This window comes from Porphyromonas gulae (assembly GCF_000765945.1).
GTDB classification, from domain to species: domain Bacteria; phylum Bacteroidota; class Bacteroidia; order Bacteroidales; family Porphyromonadaceae; genus Porphyromonas; species Porphyromonas gulae.
In genome coordinates this window covers 20,857-36,157 of the sequence record NZ_JRAT01000025.1, presented here as the reverse complement: position 1 = coordinate 36,157, position 15,301 = coordinate 20,857, and the positions used below count along the sequence as shown (strand labels likewise).

Here is a 15,301-nt window from a genome sequence, read left to right as displayed (position 1 = left end):
GAATGAATGTCAGACAAAAAGCTAACTTTGCTCGTGTCAACCGAAATTAGACCTAAGGGTAAGGGCTGTCAACCTAAAGTAGAATTATAGAAAGAACCAGTAAACCAATTGTAGAACGATCCCGCCCAACTGTCAACTTTTTTCAGTACACGTCAGTGTCATTTAGGGGTTGCCATTCCAATCATCCCAAACTTACCTTTTCGAGAACACGAGCGAAAAATATCCCGATTGCGGTTCGTGATTTCTGAGAAAGTGGCGCGAGATTTTTTTCGTTGTGGCGCGTAAATTTTTCACTTCCCGAACCGGAACGAATAAGTTTACGCGCCACGTTTTTTCGACCGATGTTCTGCGTTTTTTCGGTCTGTGACGTGTAACATCGTCAAGTCTGTCCCAAAGTATGCCACCTCGAATATCTTATTTGCCGACAACATCATTATGGCCAACAACGAACACTGTCAATCGCTTCTTGATATTCTTCAAACAGTGAAGTCCCGTTCCTTCGATTAACTTTCCGGCAAACGTCAGTCGATGAGAGTTTCATTACTGTGAAACTACTCTTGGCCGACTATAGACGGGAAAATTAGGAGAAAGGGTACACTTGTCCCTCCTCGTTCGATCCACTAACGCAGGAGATGGGCAGGAGAGGAGGCTGTAGGAAAGTGGTAGAGATGCACGGGAGCGGTCTGTAGCAAGTGGAGCCGACTTTGCATTTCAGGAAGTGTGATACTTTGTGTATCAGCAGGGAGGTGAGGCGACAGATCAGCCGGACAGAGCAGAAGACTCCCCGACAGAAAAACAACGGCCTCGGATTCATGAGAAAAAGAACTTAACTCCCAGCATCCGGATGCAGCATCAAACCGGAGAAAAGGGTAAGGGTAGCTCGTTTCGCCGATAATCAGGCGATGGGCGGCGAATGAGGGCAGGCGTGTGTGTGGGCTTTCCATTGTCTCAAGCCTTACCCCAGTTTTCTCGGTCGAGATTGCGGTAGCCGATGGCTTCTGCTATGTGTTCGCCACCCACATCTTCGCTGCCTGCCAGATCGGCAATGGTGCGTGCCACTTTCAAGATACGGCCATAGGCACGAGCGGAGAGGTCGAAGCGTTCCATAGCGGTCCTCAATCGTTGAAGTCCCTTTTCGTCGGGCAGTGCATAGCGGTTCATCAATTTGTCGTCCATCTGGGCATTGCAATGGACACCGGAGTAGTCGGCGAATCGTTTGCTTTGGATTTCGCGTGCTGCCACCACTCGCTGACGGATTTTCTCACTGCTTTCGGCCGGCCGGCTGTCGGATATTTTCTCAAAAGGAACGGGTGTAATCTCTACCTGTATATCGATCCGGTCCAAAAGAGGCCCCGATATGCGGCTGAGATACTTCTCCACCTGTCCGGGTGCACAGGAGCAAGCGCGTGTGGGATGGTTGTAGTAGCCACAAGGACAGGGATTCATAGCAGCTACGAGCATGAATCCGGCAGGATAGTCCACGGTCATTCTGGCTCTCGAAACGGTGATCCGCCGATCTTCCAAAGGCTGCCGCATCACCTCGAGAACGGAGCGGTTGAACTCGGCCAGCTCGTCCAAGAAGAGCACGCCATTGTGAGCCAGACTGATCTCTCCGGGCTGCGGATAAGTGCCGCCACCCACAAGGGCTGCGGAAGAGATGGAATGGTGGGGCGAACGGAAAGGGCGTTGGGTCAGGAGCATGGAATTGACCCCCAACTTACCGGCCACGGAGTATATTTTGGTCGTTTCGAGCGATTCGCCAAGTGTAAACGGAGGAAGGATTCCGGGCATTCGCTTAGCCATCATGGATTTCCCACTGCCGGGACTCCCCACCATGATCAGATTGTGTCCGCCTGCAGCCGCCACTTCGAGGGCGCGCTTCACCTTCTCCTGTCCCTTCACCTCCGAGAAGTCGAAAGATACCTGCTGCTGATGGTCGAAAAATTCCCTGCGGGTATCGACTATAGTGGGCTGTAGTTGATCGCCTCCGTTGAAATGGCTGATCACCTCTGCTATATGCTTCACACCATAGACATTGAGGTTGTTCACGACGGCTGCTTCACGTGCATTTTCCGCCGGGAGGATCAGTCCGTCGAATCCTTCGGCCCGTGCTTGGATGGCAATGGGCAAGGCTCCTTTGATCGGACGGAGCGATCCGTCCAGCGAAAGCTCGCCCATAATCATATAGCGCGGCAGGGAGTCTGCTCCGATAATGCCATCTGCAGCCATGAGTGCAATGGCAAGGGGCAGGTCGTAGGCAGTACCTTCTTTTTTGATATCGGCCGGACTGAGATTGATCGTAATGCTCTTTTGGGGAAAGGCGATATTCAGGCAGTCGTATGTGGAGCGGATTCTATCCAGACTCTCACGAACTGCTGCATCGGGGAGTCCTACCATGCTGAGATAGCAACCTCGGGTGATATTGACTTCGACGGTAACGGTAAGAGCATCTATGCTGTGCAGAGCAGCGGCAAAGGTCTTTACTAACATAAATACGGGGAAAGTGCGTGCGAACTATGGGAGACTGTGACCGGCATGGCGGCTGCGGATGTATCCGGCAGTGTCGATATGGACAGTATATGGGAGGCTGTCTATGCCGTATCGTTCAAGAAGTGTCGATACCTGCCCGACACTGTCCGACACGACGCGCAACGGCATGGCCAATCCTGCGGTCAGCTTTCGGAGCGATGAGTCCGGTGCAAAAAGTGCGAGGGTCAGGACTTCCGGCTTTTTCATTCCTGTTTTATTTTTCCAGGCTTTCAGGCATGCGACAGTAGCGGAGTCCGGCTTATTAGCAAAGTGCAAAAGGACATCTTGCCCCTTGTACCAGGAAAGCGTAAAGGATCGCTGATCGATATCCTTGACAAGGAAGTCCGGTGCCAAACGGCCGATTGCATACGACTCGTTCTTTCTAAGGACGGAATCAAGAGGTGCGGGGAGCCGGTGCATCGAAATACCGGAGCGACGAACGAATGCCGCATCGAAGAGATCGTATTCCTCCACCAATCTGTTTATACCGGGGGCATCGGAATGGGAGAGATAGAAGCGGAGGGCTTTGAGTCGCAGATCTGCGAAGGCTTCTGCCTTGGAGGGAAAGTCGGTCGTTCGGAGATGATCCTGATAGCTGCGGATCTCATCATCCGCTGTTTGCATGAACTCATTCAGTGTAGCATGGGTGCTTCCTCCTTTTATTTTAGGCAGGAGAGGTTGGTCGGCATCAAGCGTGATTGTGAGATCCTCTCCCCTTTCAGGATAAAGCCGAAGCACATTATTGCCTTCGTTGAAATAGAGCAAAATGCGATTAACATCGCCTTTGACTTTGTGTCGGATCCGGGCTTTGGGTGGCGTGACTCGTATTTCTTCTGTGCTAAAGGAGCCTCCTCCTTCCAGTCGAAGGACTAAAACAGAATCGCCACTGCTGAGATTGCTCAGCTTAAGTTTGAGGTGGCAAACATCGGATTCTCTACTGCATGAAAGCGTGAGGAACAGAATAAGCCCTATTACTATATAATATAGTATGCCGGATAGAGTGCGCATGGGGAAGGAGTGTTTCATGATTCTGCCGGAAGCCGGAGCAAGTATTCCTCTATGGCCTCAGGATAGTGTGCATATTCCAGAGCATGGATCCTTTCGGCAAGCGTATCGGGCGTATCTTCCGGAAGAACCGGACAGACAGCCTGACGGAGGATTCTACCATGATCATAATGTTCATCGACGAGATGAATGGTGATACCGCTTTCTTTCTCCCCCGCAGCAAGTACGGCTTCGTGTACATGATGGCCGTACATTCCCTTTCCACCGAACTTGGGCAGCAATGCCGGATGGATATTGACGATCCTGTCGGGGAAAGCCTCCAAGTAAGGAGGGGTGATATAACACATGTAGCCGGCCAGAACGATCAGTTCTATTCCCAACTCTTTCAGTAGGGCAATGGGCTTGGTTCCTTCGTGCATTTCTTTCGTAGTAAAGGCATAAGCCGGAATTTTCAGCCGTTCTGCTCGTGCCATTACTCCCGCATCGGAGTGATTACTAAGGATGACAGCCAAGCTTGCCAAACCTCTTTGGGAAAAGAAATGATACAGATTTTCTGCATTTGAGCCATTGCCGGAGGCTAAAACCGCTACTTTTCTCATTTTATTTACTATTTTTGCTGCACACAAAGAGTGCGATTGTGCAGATTTCACGGCGTCAATAATGGAAATAACACAGTATTTTCTGTACCGAATCCGCTAAACGACGCAGAATGAAACACAAAGATAAATAAGAAGATTATTAGTAATAACCATTTTAAAGAACAAGACTATGTCTGAAGTAGAAAAAAAAGTAATCGACCTCGTAGTTGACAAATTGAATGTAGAAGCTTCTGAAGTAACGCGTGAAGCCAGTTTCTCAAACGACCTTGGAGCAGACTCTCTTGATACAGTTGAGTTGATGATGAATTTCGAAAAGGAATTCAACATGTCTATTCCTGACGACCAAGCACAGGAGATCAAGACAGTCGGCGACGCCATCGACTATATCGAAAAAAACCTGAAGTAATAATACTCCGATGGAACTGAAAAGAGTAGTAGTAACAGGGTTAGGCGCCATTACTCCGCTCGGCAACACCGCTCCCGAAACATGGGAAAGCTTAGTGGCAGGCAAGAGTGGAGCCGGACCTATCACGCTCTTTGATGCCTCCAAGTTCAAAACGCAGTTCGCCTGCGAAGTGAAGGGTTTTGATCCTTTGCAACATTTTGACCGCAAGGAGGTGCGTAAGTTAGACCGCTACGCGCAACTTGCACAAGTAGCGGCCGATGAGAGTGTAAAAGACTCCGGCCTCGATTTGGACCAATTGGACAAGAATCGTGTGGGAGTGATCGTTTCTGCCGGAATCGGTGGTCTGACGACTTTCGAGAGTGAAGTGCGCGACTATAATCCGGAGAACGGGCCTCGCTTCAATCCGTTTTTCATCCCCAAGATGATCTCCGATATTGCAGCAGGCCAGATCTCAATCAAATACGGCTTCCATGGCCCGAACTACTCCATCGCATCGGCATGTGCGTCTTCTACCAATGCTCTGATCGATGCTTGTCATCTGATCCGCTTAGGTAAGGCCAATGTAATCATCGCAGGAGGCTCTGAGGCGTCGATTTGCGCTGCCGGAGTGGGAGGTTTCAATGCTATGAACGCTCTCTCCACGCGCAACGATGCTCCGCAAGAGGCCAGTCGTCCCTTCAGCGCCAGCCGCGACGGATTCGTTATGGGCGAAGGAGCTGCATGTATGGTTCTCGAGGAGCTGGAGCATGCTCTTAAGCGTGGTGCCCGTATCTACGCCGAATTGGTGGGAACAGGTCTTTCAGCCGATGCATATCACCTGACGGCAAGTCATCCTGACGGGTTGGGAGCCAAGCTGGTTATGACAAACGCCATCGAAGACGCAGGCCTGAAGCCGGAGGATGTTGACTACGTCAATGTGCACGGTACCTCTACTCCTGTCGGAGACATTTCAGAAGCGAAAGCTATCAAAGATGTCTTCGGAGAGCATGCTTATAAGCTGAACATCAGCTCTACAAAGAGTATGACGGGACACCTTCTTGGAGCTGCCGGTGCCGTAGAGGCTATGGTATGCGTGAAATCCGTACACGAAGATATCGTTCCGCCTACTATCAACCATCAGGACGACGATCAAGATCCGGAAATCGATTATAGCCTGAACTTTACTTTCAACGAAGCACAAAAGCGTCAGGTACGTGTAGCCCTATCCAATACGTTCGGATTCGGAGGACACAATGCCAGCGTTGTATTCAAGAAGTTCGAGAAATAATAGATTGATAGATAACTGCAATGTTGTCTTTGAGTACATACTTATCAAGACTCCCTTGGCGAAAGCCGAGGGGGTCTTTTGTTTTGCTTTCGGATACTCTTGGTTTCAAACCAAGGCAGATTCCTTTATATGAGCTGGCTTTTCGGCATAGCTCATGTAGTTTGATAGATGACGAGGGACACAGGCTGAACAACGAACGTCTGGAGTTTCTCGGCGACTCGGTTCTTGCCACTGCGATCAGTGGTTATCTGTATCGCCAACATCCTCATTGGAATGAAGGAGATATGAGTCAGCGGCGCAGCGCGATTGTAAAAAGACAGATCAACAACATCGTGGCGCAAAAGCTCAGACTGGACCGATTCCTGATCGTTCGCGGCGAAATATCTCAGATGAGTCCTGATATTATGGGCAATACACTGGAAGCCCTTATCGGAGCAATATATATGGACAAAGGATACCAAGCAGCGGAAAAGTTTGTCCTTACACGCTTCATTCCCGTCTTTCATGAATTGGAAGACAGCCTGACGGACACTACTACGAATTACAAATCCCTTCTACTTGAATGGGCACAGAAACACCACTTGAATCTGGAGTTTCGTCTCATTTCCGAACCTAAGCGTGCTCACGGAAATTTCAATTACGCTGTGTTTGTGGATGACCATCGTATCGGTAGCGGAATCGGCATGAATAAAAAAGAAGCTCATCAGAATGCGGCACACGATGCTCTGGAAAAGTTGAAGCGTGCACGCGATTACCGACAGAAAAAGAAATTCTCATCATCTTCAGAGTCGGAATAAAGACACAAACCCTGTACACAATAGCTTGTGCAGCAGTTTCTTATTGCATTTTCAGAAAAAGAAGCAACCCCAACGACACACCATTTCGTGTCGTTGGGGTTGTTGCTTTAGAAGTAAGCGAAGCGATCGAATTATTATTTCTTAGCTGCTTTGTTGAGCTTGCGCTTTTGAATTTCGTAGGCAAGCGGTGTAGCAACAAAGAGCGTAGAGTATGTACCGATAACGATACCGAGAAGGATCGAGAACGTGAAGCTACGCATCGTAGCACCTCCGAAGATGAAGATAACCAACATCACGATGAAGGTGGTCAAAGAGGTATTCAGCGTTCGAGCCAATGTTGAGTTAAGAGCATCGTTGATTACTTGGTAGCGATCTCTGTTAGGATACAACTTCATCGTTTCACGAATACGGTCAAAGACAACCACGGTGTCATTGAGCGAGTAACCGATGATAGCCAAGATGGCAGCGATAAAGTTCTGATCAATCTCCATCGTGAAAGGAAGAATCTTCCACAGCAACGCATACAGAGCGATAATCGAGAATGTAGTAGAAGCTACAGAAACGAATACCCCGGCAGAGAATGAAATATCACGGAATCGAATCAGAATATAAATTGCCATGAAGATCATTGACAACAACACAGCCCAGATAGCACCTCTCGTGATGTCGCTCGACATGCTGGGGCTTACCTTTTGAGAGCTAACGATGTTGTCCAAGAACTGATCGGCCGCAGGCTCTTGTGCATAGAAGCCTTTCAGACCCTGATACAGTTTGTCTGTAATCTCAACTTCTATCTCTTCGCTTTCTTCCTGAATCTTATAGTTCGTAGATATACGCACCTCTGTTCCATCTGTACCAATCGATGTAACCAAGACTTTCTCTTGCAATGGAGAAGACAAGGCGGAACGGACAGCCTCGGAAGAAACAGGCTGATCGAATTTAACTACATAGTTACGACCTCCCGAGAATTCGATACCCCTGTTGAGACCGATCGTAAAGGAAGCCACAAGACCCAATGCGATGATAACCATCGGGATGATAAAGCCCACCTTACGCTTGCCCAGGATGTTGTATGTCGGATTGACAAGAACGTTGCGAGTAAGACTTGTCGTAAATGTAACCTTATCCAAACGACCTTTTTTCGCCAGTCTCTCGAAAACGATACGAGTCAGGAAGACAGCCGTGATAAAAGAAGCGATAAGACCGATAATCAATGTAGTGGCAAAACCACGAATCGGACCCGTTCCATAGAGGAATAGGATGATACCGGTAATGATAGTCGTAACGTTCGAGTCGAAGATGGCAGAGAAAGCGTTGCCATAACCATCCGTAACGGCACGAATCGGAGTCTTACCGGCACGAAGTTCTTCCTTGATACGTTCAAAGATAAGCACGTTAGCATCCACAGCCATACCAAGCGTCAGCACCAAACCGGCAATACCGGAGAGAGTAAGCACGGCATGGAAAGATGCCAATACCCCCAATGTAAAGAAGCTGTTTACGATCAATGCACCATCAGCAATGAGGCCCGGCAAGAAACCGTAAGCAAGACACATGTAGCACATCAGAATGACCAAAGCAAGGAGGAATGACAAGAATCCGGCTTTGATGGACTCAGCACCGAGCGTAGGACCAATCACGTTTTCCTGCTCGATACTTACAGTAGCATCCATTTTACCGGAGTTGAGTACGTTGGCAAGGTCGCCCGCTTCCTCCACAGTAAAGTTGCCGGAGATCTGAGAGCGACCGCCCGTGATCTCATCGTTCACATTCGGTGCGGAATAAACCACTCCATCCAAAACGATGGCGATAGCGCGGCCTACGTTATCCTTTGTGATACGCGCCCATTTGCGAGCACCTTCCTCGTTCATCGTCATCGAAACGATTGATTCGGAACGACCGAAGTCATTCTGGATGTCACTCTTGGCAGAAGTCACCACTTCACCACCCAAGTCAGGGTCTCCCGTACGATTGGTGCGAATAGCATAGAGCTCATAGAGGTCCGTTTCCTTTTTGGTTTCGGGATCTTCGATTGCTTTAGCACCCCAGAGGAAAAGTACGTCTTCACGCGTAACCTTCAAGTCGTGAGCTTGCTGGAGCATTTCGGAGATCTGAGCCATATTGGCACGACGGGCCACACCCACTACAGCACCACCACGATTCACGGGCGTGAGCAAAGAGAAGAGTACATCTTTACGAGTAGCATCCTTGGCCTCGTCTTGCACTACTGCAGCAGAATCAGCTACAGCTTGTACGGCGGCAGAGTCTGCAGTTGCGGCTACAGAGTCAGTAGCTGCAGGCACCGTTTCGGGTGTAGCGTCTGTGCTGTTCATAGCCAACTCGCTCAGGCGAGCATTAGCAGCGATCAAGTCTCCACTAACCTCGTCGAATTTGTATGTACGCCAGAACTGCAGATTGGCACTGCGCTGCAAAAGAGAGCGAACACGCTCCGGATCTTTCACACCGGGGAGCTCCACTAGGATACGTCCCTGCCCTTCCAATCGCTGCAGATTGGGAGCAACCACACCAAAGGCATCGATACGAGCGCGGAGCACATTGAACGAAGCCTCTACAGCACTGTTATATTTTTCTTTGAGCAGATGCACTACGTCTGCATCCGTAGACTTTGCGGTAATCTGGTCGCGAAGGTCACCCGAACCGAAGATAACGGCCAAGCGTCCGTTGGGGTCGAGCTTGCGATATTCCTTCACGAAAATATCGATGAAGTCGGATTGTTCCGTGCTCTTGGCAGCATTCTCCAGAGCTTTGTTGAAGTTGGGATCCAAACTTTTGTTAGAGAGGTTGCGAAGCAGATCGCTTGCGTTAAGTTTCAAGATAACGTTCATACCCCCCTTTAAGTCAAGGCCAAGACCGATTTGCTGGGCTTGAGCTTCTTTCAGCGTGTAGCCGAACCAGACCTTCTCATTCGACATGGAATCAAGATAGGCCATTCCGGCAACATCGCCCATCGCCTTAGCCTTCTTTTCGTAACGGTTCGTAACGAAAGAGAATGACAGGTAAAACGCACAGATGATGGCCAGAGCCGATGTGATAACAATCACAAATCCTTTGTTTTGCATTTTGTCTGTTACTTATTTTATTGTTAGATTTTTTTCATCTATACAAGCATATTCATAGGGCGCAAAGTTACGTTTTTTTTTACACCATCTCTCACTTTATATATAGAAAATAGCCGACGAATCCGATCATCGGCAGCAAAAACAGTGTCACTTTGCCTCAGTTCGGGCAGTGAACCGGATCCTACAGGATTCCCCTGTCATACCAACCAAGTAGAGCAAAAGAGGCTGTTCGCCAAATGACTCAGCCGAACAACCTCTTCCACACCGAGGATCAGATCGGGAGAGTCGGAGCAGCTGCTTTCAGAGCGATTTTTCGAAAGCGATGTATGGCAAAGGCTTCTGCTTCATATGGAAAGAGCAAACCTGCCGGTAGCCAAGGCGACGGAAAAGGCTCTGTGCAGCCGTATTGGGGCTATACGTATCTATGTGTATGCAGGTGCCCCCTTGTTCGCGCGCTATCGTCTCGGCAGAGGAAAGCATGGCAGCGGCATACCCCTTGCGAAGCAGAGAGGAATGAATGCCCAGGCGGTGTATCGTATAGGCTTTCCCTTCGGTCTGCCACGGCAACGAGTCGTATTCGGCCGGCATCTGATCGTTCACGGCCATTACCCCCAAAGGGATGCCCTCTATCTCCAGCAAATAGGCTTCTCTCCGGGCTATATCCTCCCGAGCTTCCGGTTCTCCGGGGTATGCTCCCTGCCACTGAGGATTGCCGGAGGCAAGCATGGTTCGGCGAGCATCCTCCCACAGGGCAAGAATGCTGTCGTAATCGGACGGAAGAGCCTGACGGATGAGATAAATATCAGTCGAGGGACAATATCCTGTCTGCCTGCTGCCAAATGGATTCTCTATCATGTGAAATCAATAAGATGGTTGCCCCCTCTTTGTGTCTTTGGGATACGGTCTGTTGTACAAGTGCTTCGGCCAATTCGTCCAAGTAACTGTTGGGTTCGTCGAGCACAAGAAGTTCGGGACGGCTCACAATGGCTCTGGCCAATAGGACACGCTGGAGCTGCCCTCCACTCAAGTCCGAAATAGGCCGCTTGAGCAAGTCGCTTATCCGAAGATCGGAGGCTGCACGGACTAAAAGCTCTTGGTGCGAACCACGATTGCTCTCTCCGAGCAAACCCGATCGAATGACCTCCTCCACACGAATGGGGAAAGCCCTATCGATACGATTGAGTTGAGGCAGATAGCCGATCGAAGGCTTCGCACAAGGCTCCCCCTCCCGGTCGTAGAACGTAAGACTCCCTGATCGTAGTGGCAGCAACCCGATTATTGCCTTCACGAGGGTGGACTTGCCCCCACCATTGCGTCCTACGATACCGAGAAATTCGCCACGAACAACATCGAGCGAATAGTCCCTGAAGACATTTTTCTGTCCATAGCCGAACGAGGCCGACTTCAGGCTGAGCAATAAGCTACCGTTCATGAGCCAAAGTGCGAGCAATATGTAAAATTTCCTCCTCCCACGAGCTGCGCAGAGGATTGATCCTTACCGGACGAGCACCGATCTCGCGCGCAATGTCTTCCGCCTGACGCGTTTCGAATTCGGGTTGGATAAATACGATTCTGACACCATCGGCACGTGCCTGATCGATCACACTACGAAGGTGGGCAGCCGTAGGCTCTTTCCCATCCTCCTCTATGACGATCTGCCGCAGGCTGAATTCTTGGGCGAAAAAGCTGAGCGATGGGTGATATATGACGAAGGCTTTGTCTGCCTTGCCATTGGCAAACATGGTATCGACGAGCCTCTTCACGCTGTCGATACGTGCGTTGAGACGGTCGTGCCCTTTGTCCCATTTGTCTTTCTCGTTCGGATAAAGCTCCACAAGTGCATCGTATGCTGCACGACTGAGTGCCTTTGCTCCTACCACACTGCTCCAATAGTGCGGATCGTGGGCATGCAGATCTGCATGTGTATGATCTGTGCAGGAGTCGTGGAGATCCGCGCCTCCGGCATCCGTCAAGGCTTTGCCCATTTCAAAAAGAGGAAGCTTAGGGTTATTGTCCCGAATGGCCGAGAGATTTCTCTGCTCAAACCCCAATCCGCCTATATAGAGGTACGCATCTGCTTCGGACAAACGCTTCATCACGGCAGGCGAAGGGTCGTATTCCTCCGGATTGCTTCCGGCCGGCACCAATGCCACCACCTGCACCGACTTATCCGCAATGGACTCGATGAAGTATTTCTGCGGCTCGATGGTCACAGCCAGCGTACGATCGAAACCTGAAGCAGTACCCCCTCCACAAGCCGACAAGGCAATACATGCGGAGATAAAACCGAGAAAAAGCGGCAAAAAAAGAGTAGCTCCCCGACCCCAAAAGTTCGAGGATACATATCGTGAAAGTATCGTCCTGATCATAGATTGCAAATCTACCAAAAAGAAAGGCTGTGCCCTAAGGTTTTACCCTTATTCGACACAGCCCGTAGGCAACTTTTTTATTCAGGCAAATGCTCTTTGAGGCACTCTGCGAGAATTAGCGACGGATACCGAGTTCCTTGATGATGGCACGGTAACGCTCGATGTCTACCTTGATCAAGTAGTCGAGCATACGACGACGCTTACCTACCAGCATCTTCAAAGAACGTTCCGTGGCAAAGTCTTTCTTGTTCTGACGCAAGTGCTCAGTCAAATGCGCGATGCGAAATGTGAACAAAGCGATTTGACTTTCGGGGCTACCCGTGTCCTTCACTGACTTGCCATACTTCTCGAAGAGTTCTGCTTTTTTAGCTGAATCCAAATACATTTTCTTCCGTTTTTAACGTGTTAAACAATAACTACTTCCGCTACTACGGTCGTAGATCTGGCCGCAAAGATAATATAATTCCCTATACCACAGCGCGAATCTGTTTCTTCGCTCTCGTTATAACGATGCCGTTGGACGTACGGATCTACATTGGGCCAAGCATTCAAGGAAAGGTGAACTCGCCCTTCTTTGCATTTTTGGGCCCAAAAACAAGCCAAGAAAGCCGAGATTCTATTTACTTTTGTGCACTCTTTGAACAAAAATACAGCTTATGAAAAAGTTATTCTCTCTGAGTGCGGTCATCGTACTCTTAATTTCCTTGCATTCTTGCGCGCCTCGCATCATCACCGAGCTGAACAAACAGTACCCTCCTTTGCCCGAGGGAACACCTATTGCGGTCTACGAACTCGAAAACGGTAAGCGTCCCCCTTCGGAGGCTGAGCTGGTAGGGAAAGTAAGGATCGCCGAATCCGGCCTATCCCGGAGTCTCTCCTACTCGGAGGCCGTGCAGATTGCTCGCGAAGAAACCAGAAAAAGCGGTGCCAATATCCTGTACGTGATCAATCACCAACGACCCTCTATCTTCGGCAGCTCCATGCATCAGATAGGCGGACTGATGCTCCTGTCAGATTCTGTCGTGAGGAACGAGGGAGAAGGTTATCCCGACTCGCTCCTGTACGATTCGGGTCAAAGGGGGAAAATCGGCTCTCGGATCAAGGCACCCGTACACGACCTTTCATTCCATTTCGGCCCCTCTACCATCACGAATCGGACAAAAGGGCTGTCTTATTCGGAGCAGCAGCTGGAGAAAAAGCTAAGCAACGGACTTTCGTTCGTACTCCAATATAAATGTCACCCGAAAGGGAACCTCTACGGATTCGGTCTGATCGCCTCTCGATATGAAGCCGACATCACTAAGAAAATCGAATACCAGGGTATCGGATTCGCCAATCGATTAGACTATATCGCTCCCTTATTCAGCATGAGTACTGCTCTTTCGGAGCGGTGGTTGCTTGGGATGAGTTTCGGCTTAGGTTATTTGGGCTTCAAACAAACACTGACCGATATTTCCGATCCGAAGAGGGAAGGATACATCTCCGGCAGCACAGTCGGAGCAAATACGGCACTCAACATAGGATACAAGCTGAACAAACATTTAGGCATCGGGGGAGAGATCATGATGGTCGGTGGCGTTTTCCATCCGGATAACATAAAGACGACGAACATATCAGCACCCAAACCAAAAGAAAAGATGGGAGCCAATCGGTTCGACTTCACTATCGGTTTGCACGTTTACCTGTAGATCAGGATCTATCCGCAGTCGGCTGTGTACGGAAAAAATCGCCGCACACAGCCGATTGCCGTCTTACAGTGTCACCTCTTTATAGACCTTCATGAATCACACGCTCGGACAGGACGGACACGACACGTCGTGTCAATGATTCGCCATCACCCCTTTGGAGCAATACCCGTAACTCACTCATTCGAAAACACGAACCCAAAACGCTAAAATTGCGGTCTGTGTTTTTCCCAAAAGTGGCACCGGAATTTTTTCGTTTTGGCGCGGGAATTTTTTACTTCCCACGCCAAAAGCAAAAAGTTTTCGCGCCATGTTTTCAGCGACCACAAGCGCAAAAATTTTGGCACGCAAACTGATCGGGTACGGGATATCGTGTATCCGATCCTTCAATGCGAGTTCTCAATCAGTGAGATCATCGCATTTGTCAGTATCAGCCTTTCAAGCATTTATCCTTGCTAAGAGACCTCTCCGAAGCAGCAATCATGAGTAGATATTCGAGAGGGCTGATTTTCCTCAGACCTTTAGCCCTCAAGATCCCTTCCTCCGAATCAATTATTCATGTGCGAACCGTCCCCTCTCACAAATAATCTCTACCTTTGAGGAAAACAAGAAAAACCACAAGCTATTTCGCTAATCTTATTAAAATAAACAAGCAATGAACAAAGAACAATTGCAGCAGATGCGTCAGGCTCCCGGCTTTGTAGGAGCATTGGATCAGAGTGGTGGTTCTACCCCTAAAGCACTGAAGGCATACGGTATCCAACCCGATGCATATCAGTCCGAAGAGGAGATGTTCGACCTCATTCACCAAATGCGTACTCGCATGATTACTTCTCCGGCTTTCGCCACGGGCAAGATCATCGGTGTAATTCTCTTCGAACGTACCATGCGCGGGAAGATCGAAGGAGTGCCTACGGCAGACTTCCTTTGGGAGAAAAGACACATCGTCCCCTTCCTCAAAGTGGACAAAGGGCTTCAGGACGAAGCCAACGGCGTACAGCTGATGAAGCCATTCCCCGAACTCGGCAAGCTCTGTGACGAAGCTGTCGGATACCACGTTTTCGGCACCAAGATGCGTAGCGTGATCAAGCAAGCCAACGAGCAGGGTATTCGCGACATCGTAGAACAGCAATTCCAATGGGGAAAAGAGATTCTTTCTCATGGCTTAGTGCCTATCCTCGAACCGGAGGTAGACATCCATTGCCCCGAAAAGGCTAAGGCTGAGGAGATCCTCAAACGAGAACTGCTGGCACAGCTCGACAAGATGACGGAGCCTGTGATGCTCAAGATTACGATCCCGACAGTGGACAACTTCTACAAGGAAATCATCGAACACCCGATGATGCTGCGTGTAGTAGCCCTTTCCGGTGGTTATTCCCGTGAGCAAGCCAACGAATTGCTCAGCCGCAACCATGGCGTTATCGCTTCGTTCTCTCGTGCTTTGGTCGAGGGTCTCTCTGCCCAGCAGACCGATGCCGAGTTCAACGCTACATTGGAAGCATCCATCGAAGACGTTTATCAGGCTTCCATCAAGTAAAAAGCTTGGAAAGAGGAAAGCCGTAGA

At 49.6% G+C, this 15,301-nt stretch carries 18 protein-coding genes; 7 read left to right on the top strand and 11 right to left on the bottom strand.

Features of this window, described 5'->3' with window-relative positions; genetic code table 11:
- Positions 1 to 192: 192 nt before the first annotated feature.
- Positions 193 to 294: a DUF1661 domain-containing protein gene (locus tag HQ49_RS12330; RefSeq protein ID WP_235290115.1), complete on the bottom strand. Its 102-nt coding sequence runs from the start codon at positions 292 to 294 to the stop codon at positions 193 to 195.
- Between HQ49_RS12330 and HQ49_RS12825 the strand changes: the two genes are divergently transcribed.
- On the top strand, positions 275 to 367 hold the full coding sequence (locus HQ49_RS12825) for a DUF1661 domain-containing protein (RefSeq protein ID WP_230587851.1): 93 nt from the start codon (positions 275 to 277) through the stop codon (positions 365 to 367). The two genes, HQ49_RS12330 and HQ49_RS12825, sit on opposite strands and share 20 nt — an antisense overlap.
- 253 nt (positions 368 to 620) lie before the next feature.
- Here the strand turns inward: HQ49_RS12825 and HQ49_RS10940 are convergent, their stop codons facing one another.
- Genes HQ49_RS10940 through purN form a run of 4 tightly spaced genes read right to left on the bottom strand, consistent with a single transcriptional unit; the run spans position 621 to position 4,133 of the window.
- On the bottom strand, positions 621 to 944 hold the full coding sequence (locus HQ49_RS10940; protein WP_026292278.1) for a hypothetical protein: 324 nt from the start codon (positions 942 to 944) through the stop codon (positions 621 to 623).
- 4 nt (positions 945 to 948) lie between these two features.
- Entirely contained in the window at positions 949 to 2,490 is a 1,542-nt protein-coding gene (locus HQ49_RS09210) for a YifB family Mg chelatase-like AAA ATPase (RefSeq protein WP_018965484.1), read from the bottom strand.
- Positions 2,491 to 2,514: 24 nt separating this feature from the next.
- Entirely contained in the window at positions 2,515 to 3,555 is a 1,041-nt protein-coding gene (locus HQ49_RS09205) for a TlpA family protein disulfide reductase (protein ID WP_039419640.1), read from the bottom strand.
- Positions 3,552 to 4,133, bottom strand: coding sequence for a phosphoribosylglycinamide formyltransferase (gene purN / locus HQ49_RS09200; RefSeq protein WP_039419639.1), 582 nt, complete (start codon positions 4,131 to 4,133; stop codon positions 3,552 to 3,554). Before purN ends, HQ49_RS09205 begins: the two co-directional genes overlap by 4 nt.
- A 169-nt stretch (positions 4,134 to 4,302) precedes the next feature.
- On the opposite strand from purN, the gene HQ49_RS09195 reads away from it, so the two are divergent.
- From HQ49_RS09195 to rnc, 3 genes are read left to right on the top strand one after another with little or no spacing between them, the layout of a single operon-like run.
- On the top strand, positions 4,303 to 4,539 hold the full coding sequence (locus HQ49_RS09195; protein ID WP_004584733.1) for an acyl carrier protein: 237 nt from the start codon (positions 4,303 to 4,305) through the stop codon (positions 4,537 to 4,539).
- Positions 4,540 to 4,549: 10 nt separating this feature from the next.
- Complete coding sequence (gene fabF, locus HQ49_RS09190) at positions 4,550 to 5,806, top strand: beta-ketoacyl-ACP synthase II (protein WP_018965481.1); 1,257 nt, start codon at positions 4,550 to 4,552, stop codon at positions 5,804 to 5,806.
- A gap of 20 nt (positions 5,807 to 5,826) precedes the next feature.
- On the top strand, positions 5,827 to 6,603 hold the full coding sequence (gene rnc, locus HQ49_RS09185) for a ribonuclease III (RefSeq protein WP_230587852.1): 777 nt from the start codon (positions 5,827 to 5,829) through the stop codon (positions 6,601 to 6,603).
- 134 nt (positions 6,604 to 6,737) lie between these two features.
- Here rnc and secDF read toward each other — a convergent pair whose 3' ends face one another.
- The 5 genes from secDF to rpsO form a co-directional block, all read right to left on the bottom strand.
- Complete coding sequence (secDF, locus tag HQ49_RS09180; RefSeq protein WP_039419638.1) at positions 6,738 to 9,683, bottom strand: protein translocase subunit SecDF; 2,946 nt, start codon at positions 9,681 to 9,683, stop codon at positions 6,738 to 6,740.
- A gap of 300 nt (positions 9,684 to 9,983) precedes the next feature.
- Positions 9,984 to 10,538: a GNAT family N-acetyltransferase gene (locus HQ49_RS09175; protein WP_230587171.1), complete on the bottom strand. Its 555-nt coding sequence runs from the start codon at positions 10,536 to 10,538 to the stop codon at positions 9,984 to 9,986.
- Positions 10,486 to 11,115, bottom strand: coding sequence for a metal ABC transporter ATP-binding protein (locus HQ49_RS09170; RefSeq protein WP_018965477.1), 630 nt, complete (start codon positions 11,113 to 11,115; stop codon positions 10,486 to 10,488). The genes HQ49_RS09175 and HQ49_RS09170 overlap by 53 nt, the downstream gene beginning before the upstream one ends.
- The gene (locus HQ49_RS09165) at positions 11,105 to 12,052 is read right to left on the bottom strand and encodes a metal ABC transporter solute-binding protein, Zn/Mn family (RefSeq protein ID WP_039419637.1); all 948 of its coding nucleotides are present in this window, start codon (positions 12,050 to 12,052) and stop codon (positions 11,105 to 11,107) included. Before HQ49_RS09165 ends, HQ49_RS09170 begins: the two co-directional genes overlap by 11 nt.
- 115 nt (positions 12,053 to 12,167) lie before the next feature.
- On the bottom strand, positions 12,168 to 12,437 hold the full coding sequence (gene rpsO / locus HQ49_RS09160; protein WP_004584741.1) for a 30S ribosomal protein S15: 270 nt from the start codon (positions 12,435 to 12,437) through the stop codon (positions 12,168 to 12,170).
- Positions 12,438 to 12,708: 271 nt separating this feature from the next.
- On the opposite strand from rpsO, the gene HQ49_RS09155 reads away from it, so the two are divergent.
- On the top strand, positions 12,709 to 13,740 hold the full coding sequence (locus HQ49_RS09155; RefSeq protein ID WP_018965475.1) for a porin family protein: 1,032 nt from the start codon (positions 12,709 to 12,711) through the stop codon (positions 13,738 to 13,740).
- Between the two features lie 203 nt (positions 13,741 to 13,943).
- Here the strand turns inward: HQ49_RS09155 and HQ49_RS12820 are convergent, their stop codons facing one another.
- On the bottom strand, positions 13,944 to 14,027 hold the full coding sequence (locus tag HQ49_RS12820) for a DUF1661 domain-containing protein (RefSeq protein WP_394331912.1): 84 nt from the start codon (positions 14,025 to 14,027) through the stop codon (positions 13,944 to 13,946).
- Between HQ49_RS12820 and HQ49_RS12815 the strand changes: the two genes are divergently transcribed.
- Together HQ49_RS12815 and HQ49_RS09150 are read left to right on the top strand one after the other, a co-directional pair.
- Positions 13,996 to 14,196 (top strand): DUF1661 domain-containing protein, encoded by a 201-nt coding sequence (locus tag HQ49_RS12815; RefSeq protein ID WP_235317797.1) that lies wholly within the window; start codon positions 13,996 to 13,998, stop codon positions 14,194 to 14,196. The two genes, HQ49_RS12820 and HQ49_RS12815, sit on opposite strands and share 32 nt — an antisense overlap.
- Positions 14,197 to 14,392: 196 nt before the next feature.
- Entirely contained in the window at positions 14,393 to 15,274 is an 882-nt protein-coding gene (locus HQ49_RS09150; protein WP_018965473.1) for a fructose bisphosphate aldolase, read from the top strand.
- The last annotated feature ends 27 nt before the right edge of the window (positions 15,275 to 15,301 follow it).

Bases quoted from the DNA above. Each gene is read 5' to 3' on its own strand.
- purN (WP_039419639.1), bottom strand. From the start codon at position 4,133: ATGAGAAAAGTAGCGGTTTTAGCCTCCGGCAATGGCTCAAATGCAGAA.
- HQ49_RS09165 (WP_039419637.1), bottom strand. From the start codon at position 12,052: ATGATCAGGACGATACTTTCACGATATGTATCCTCGAACTTTTGGGGT.
- HQ49_RS09155 (WP_018965475.1), top strand. From the start codon at position 12,709: ATGAAAAAGTTATTCTCTCTGAGTGCGGTCATCGTACTCTTAATTTCC.
- HQ49_RS09150 (WP_018965473.1), top strand. From the start codon at position 14,393: ATGAACAAAGAACAATTGCAGCAGATGCGTCAGGCTCCCGGCTTTGTA.
- HQ49_RS09170 (WP_018965477.1), bottom strand. From the start codon at position 11,115: ATGAACGGTAGCTTATTGCTCAGCCTGAAGTCGGCCTCGTTCGGCTAT.
- HQ49_RS09210 (WP_018965484.1), bottom strand. From the start codon at position 2,490: ATGTTAGTAAAGACCTTTGCCGCTGCTCTGCACAGCATAGATGCTCTT.
- fabF (WP_018965481.1), top strand. From the start codon at position 4,550: ATGGAACTGAAAAGAGTAGTAGTAACAGGGTTAGGCGCCATTACTCCG.
- secDF (WP_039419638.1), bottom strand. From the start codon at position 9,683: ATGCAAAACAAAGGATTTGTGATTGTTATCACATCGGCTCTGGCCATC.
- HQ49_RS09175 (WP_230587171.1), bottom strand. From the start codon at position 10,538: ATGATAGAGAATCCATTTGGCAGCAGGCAGACAGGATATTGTCCCTCG.
- HQ49_RS09195 (WP_004584733.1), top strand. From the start codon at position 4,303: ATGTCTGAAGTAGAAAAAAAAGTAATCGACCTCGTAGTTGACAAATTG.
- HQ49_RS10940 (WP_026292278.1), bottom strand. From the start codon at position 944: ATGGAAAGCCCACACACACGCCTGCCCTCATTCGCCGCCCATCGCCTG.
- rnc (WP_230587852.1), top strand. From the start codon at position 5,827: ATGTTGTCTTTGAGTACATACTTATCAAGACTCCCTTGGCGAAAGCCG.
- HQ49_RS09205 (WP_039419640.1), bottom strand. From the start codon at position 3,555: ATGAAACACTCCTTCCCCATGCGCACTCTATCCGGCATACTATATTAT.
- rpsO (WP_004584741.1), bottom strand. From the start codon at position 12,437: ATGTATTTGGATTCAGCTAAAAAAGCAGAACTCTTCGAGAAGTATGGC.